This window comes from Aerococcus sp. L_32 (assembly GCF_050689315.1).
This window is the reverse complement of record NZ_JBOEQF010000159.1, coordinates 1-4902: the sequence shown is the minus strand read 5'-3', so window position 1 is coordinate 4902 and position 4902 is coordinate 1. Positions and strand designations below refer to the sequence as shown.

Sequence of the window (4902 nt, the reverse complement as noted above, 5' to 3'; positions counted from 1 at the left end):
CCCGCGTGTACGCGGTTTTGCTTGACGGTTGTTATGTTTAATTTTAGCAAATGCTTCTTTGTTGTTTAGATCAGTGTTGTTTCCCATAGTAATCACTTTCCCTTTCGTAAACCAGAGTGTCTGTTGTTATTTGATCGTTACTTGATAACTAGTTGACTGTGTTTGCTTTGCCTATCTTCCATGGCAAGGTAGGCCTTGTTTTCGGAAATGTTGACATAAGCTGGGCGGATAATTTTCGGGTCTTGAATTTGTTCCAAACGATGAGCGCACCAACCGGCAGTTCGTGCGACGGCAAAGATTGGGGTATAGAGGTCTGGACTCAGTCCAAGCATTCTATAAACAAGGCCCGTGTATAAATCGACGTTGGCACAAATTTCACTGCCAGGACGCTTTTCGTTGATGAGGTCTTTGGTGATGGCTTCGATGTTACTTAGGAGGTTGAAGTCATCGCAATAGCCTTTCTCAATGGCCATTTCTTTCGCCTTATCTTTCAGCAAAACAGCTCGTGGGTCTGACTTTGTATATACTGCATGCCCCATACCGTAGATGAGACCTGACTGGTCAAAAGCTTGCTTATTTAAGATGTCACGTAAGTATTTTTCAACTTGGTCCTTATCCGTCCAATCAGCCGTTGTGGCTTTTAAATCTTGCACCATGGCTTCTACCATCGAATTGGCGCCACCGTGTTTTGACCCTTTAAGCGAACTTAAGGCTGTTGAAATGGTTGAATAAGTATCCGTTCCTGTTGAAGACACTACGTGAGTAGCGAAGGTTGAATTGTTCCCGCCACCGTGTTCCGCATGGATAATCAAACATAGGTCTAATAACTTGGCTTCCTCATCTGTAAATGTCGCGTCTGGACGAATAAGATGAAGGATTGTTTCAGCTGTGGACATATTCGGCTCCAGGTGATGCAAGATAAGTGACGCATCATCGTAGTAATACTTCTTACCTATGTAGGAATAGGCAAGTATGAGTGGCATCTTCGCAATGATGGAAATGACTTGGGAGATTTGGTTTTCAAAATCACGATCTTCCGCCTTATCATCAAAGGAATAAAGTGCCAATAAAACTCGCTGCATATTATTCATTACGTTCTCGGATGGTGAATTAATAATGAAATTTTCAATGAAGCTATCGGGGAGTTTTCGATTCTCCTCCAGCAATTCATCAAAAGCAGCCATTTCTCCTTTAGTTGGTAAACTGCCAGAGAGCAATAGGTAGATGGTTTCCTCATAGCCGAACTTATCTTCTTTAAAATAATTCTCTACTAAGTCTGTCAATCGAATTCCCCGATAACGGAGTTCCCCTTCTGTCGGAATTATTTTATCATCTAGCATTTTATATCCTGAAACTGAAGCAATCCCTGACACCCCAACTAATACACCTGTACCATCGTCATTCCGTAGACCGTGTTTCAAGTCATAGGTAGAATAATGGTCAGGAGAGATAGTTGTGTTATCTTTTACTACATCAACAAATTGACGTCCAAACTCTCTATTATCAAAACCGATAGACAAGATATACCGCACCCTTTCTTTAATTTTAATAAAACATGCAAAACAAAAACCCTGTAGAAAACGCTACAAGTCAGTTTTGATAACTGTATCCTAGTCACTTTAGATTTGAATGTCAACCACTATTTTAAGAATGTGATGAGAGTAAATCTCATCTTTTTCTTATTTCACAAGGGTTTGCGCCGTGTAAAATAATTTAAAAATATTTTCAAAAAAGTAACATGACAGAAAAATACCTCACATGATTCTCTCATCAATGTAAGATTTTCTCCGCAAACCATGTGATATTTGTAAGAAAAGACACAGAACTGGAAGAGGTGGAAAAATAATTTAAAAGTTATGCAAATTAAGTGTGCAAATAAATATAAATGAACACCAAAAAAGCCCTTGCTGATTCATTTGATGCAGCAAGGACTGTGTATTGCATTGGTTATTTGAAATGATTTGAAAGACTTTCCTACTATTGGACACGCTTTTGGATATAATTTTCAACGGCATAGTCGCTAGGATCAAGCAAGGTTTCCTCATTATTGATTAAGCGACTCATCTCTCTAGCAATCAAAGGGCCGGTGGTTAAACCGGATGAACCCAAGCCGGATGCTACATAAACATTTGGCCGGTCAGGCAATGGTCCATAGAAGGGCGCATAGTCAGAGGTATAAGCCCGGCTACCGATTTTATAGTCAGTGACTGGATAGTTAGACAATTCAGGGACCAGTTGATAGATTGTGGAAAAGATATCCACTAATTGGCTTGGGTCTGTGGACAAATCAAAGCCTTGATTGTCTTCATGACTAGCGCCCACAAAGATTTTCCCGTCTAAATGAGGTATAAAATCACCTTCACCTTCAGGCATAATCAGGGGTAATGCTTGGGTATCCCAGTCGGTTTCAAACACTGCCAGTTGGCCTTTTTGAGGGCGGACATCTACTTGATAGCCCAGTGGGTCAAGGACCTGACCCAACCAAGCACCAGTCGCTAAAACCACGGTATCATAGACTTCTTGGTCATTTTTCACCATAACTTTACCATCATCTAAGAAAGTTAAATCAGCCCGAACATTCACAACTTTTAGATTTTCCCCCTTAGCTGCGGTAATTAAATCCTGACATAAATCATGACCGTCTACTACCGCACCGCCATCCGTTTCAATCAGGTCGTTGTCATAGTGAAAATGGGGAAATCGAACCTGTTGATAAGTTGGGGATAACTTGTTAATTTCTTGGATTAAAGAGGCTTCTCCTTGTCGTTTTTCAGCAATCGCCATCAAATCATCGATCAGTTTGGGCTTCTTCTTCAACAACCAAGTCGTTTTTTGTTGATAAGCCTGGGTCACTATCCCAGCGTCCGCCAAATCTTTCAATAAGTCTCGGTAAAAATGGGCCCCACCATTGGCTAGGCGGTACCAGGGTTTATTGCGACGTTTAGAGAACCAGGGGCAGATAATGCCGGCCGCCGCTTTAGTAGCTTGCCCAATTCCGTCATCATATAGGGTTACATCATGGTCTTTGGTTAAATAAAAGGCAGCGGTCGATCCAAGGATCCCGCCACCTATTACTGCTATCTTCACTTAGTTAGCTCCTTACTATATATCGGTACAATGTATCAGTACTATTTATCAGTACCAATATCAGCGAATTTCAGCTTTTGCTAGCCCTTATTTTTTACGGCGCTGACTGGTTTTGCCAGATTCGCTATTTTTCTTGTTGTCTTTATCTGACTTATCGCTGTAACCATCGCGTTCTTGACGTTCTTGCATTTCCCGGTAAGTCTTCCGGTTAATAATCGGCCGTTTTAACATGATAGTATTCCACAAGTTATTTAAACGCATGGGTTCGTCAGAGACAGCTGGTTTTTCCTCATTATTACTATCAGGAGTTTGGTCTAATTCCCGAACTGGGGTTAAATCCTTGTCGTCATTACCCGGTTGACCTGTTAAATAAGCTCCTAAAGTTGGTGAATAGGTGTCGTCATCACTTAAAGTCGACTGAGCCGCTCGGTTTGAAATCCATAAGTCTACCTTGTCGCCCACATTGAAGTAAGAGACCAAGAAGTAGTATCCCATAGCGATAATGGCAATGGCCCATACCAACCAGACTGGTAGGTTAATCTGCGCTACCCGGTATGAATGAATAATGTAGGGTAGGGTGAAAACCAGTGCGGCAGAAAAGATGCCGGCCAATAAATATAAGACATTAAAACCTTGGTACCACTTGCGACCAAAGGCAGTATTGCGGGTGAAAGTCACCCAAAAGAAAATGGCTGTGAAAATCACGAAAACCTGGAGAGGCAATCCTAAAATTGATACCGCAACTGGCATCTGGAGAGCAGAAGCAAAGTCACCCCACCATGCGTAACCGGCAATAAACATATAAGTCGCATAAATGGTTAAAGTTAAGACCACAAATGATAGAACAGCTGGTACATACTTAGCTAAATTAAAATCATATCGTTCAATATTCAAGCGACGAAGGGTCAACTTACAATAATCCTCCCCCGACATCCCCAGCACTTCCTCAGCTGAAATTTGGCGCAGTTCCGCGACCTGCAATCGGTCCACCAATTTCGATAACTCCTGATAAATCGCAGGTTGCGCTGGACCACTCGTTAGAAAATACCCCTCACAATCCTGGAAGAAGGACCGCATATCCGCCGACAAGGCGCTGGCTTTTTGATGTGTTTCCGCCCGCAAAGATTGCATCTGGTTGACACTCGCATCCGTATTATATCTTCGTTGTGCCATTGTATACACTCCTCATTAGTACAATTGATACAGCTTTTTGGAAAAGGGGGAATCGCGCTTTTGCTCGCACCCCTTATTTTTCCACTTCTTTTTATTATATACTACCAAAAGTTAGACCAATAGCGGTAGCCTTTAAATCTTTTGTAATTTTTAAAGGTTAGGAATCTTTGTCGCACTTTTGAAAGCTGTGGGCCACGAATCTACATGCCAAGTAAAAACAAAGGTAGAAAATTGTTATAAATGAAAATTAGCTTTTAATTTCTTATAAATATGATAATATAATTAGAAAAAATGATAGATTGTTTTAAAATTCTAATTATCCAATCTTTTTGGGAAAAGTTTTGTTTGGGATTTTTTTGGGCATAGGGGGGTCTATGAAGAAGTATTTTAAATTGTATTGGAAAGAAAATACTTTATTAATTTTCATTATTTTATTAGGGGCCGTAGCGCAAATTGTGGCTAGTGTCTTAAATGCAAATGTCTTGAATGCCTTAATTGCCTTTGATTGGCGAACCATGATAGTGTCAATTATATGGGTGACCCTTTTGCAGATCGCTTATATTGTAACTTTACTAATGAAAATACCCTATCAAGCTAAAGTTACCCAGTTAATGGTGACAGCGATTCGCAAGGATATCACCA

General features: G+C 40.8%; 3 protein-coding genes and 1 pseudogene. 1 reads left to right on the top strand and 3 read right to left on the bottom strand.

Annotation, left to right across the window (positions count from 1 at the left end; translation table 11 throughout):
• Positions 1-137 precede the first annotated feature (137 nt).
• The 3 genes from ACRCJ0_RS09440 to ACRCJ0_RS09430 form a co-directional block, all read right to left on the bottom strand.
• Positions 138-1520: a citrate synthase gene (locus ACRCJ0_RS09440; RefSeq protein WP_418149312.1), complete on the bottom strand. Its 1383-nt coding sequence runs from the start codon at positions 1518-1520 to the stop codon at positions 138-140.
• Between the two features lie 457 nt (positions 1521-1977).
• A complete protein-coding gene (locus ACRCJ0_RS09435) occupies positions 1978-3087 on the bottom strand; it encodes an NAD(P)/FAD-dependent oxidoreductase (protein WP_431390285.1) in 1110 nt (369 codons plus the stop codon).
• 87 nt (positions 3088-3174) lie between these two features.
• Entirely contained in the window at positions 3175-4260 is a 1086-nt protein-coding gene (locus ACRCJ0_RS09430) for a hypothetical protein (RefSeq protein WP_431390284.1), read from the bottom strand.
• Between the two features lie 374 nt (positions 4261-4634).
• Here ACRCJ0_RS09430 and ACRCJ0_RS09425 point away from each other — a divergent pair.
• Positions 4635-4902 (top strand): annotated as a pseudogene (locus tag ACRCJ0_RS09425) (ABC transporter ATP-binding protein); the annotation flags it as partial.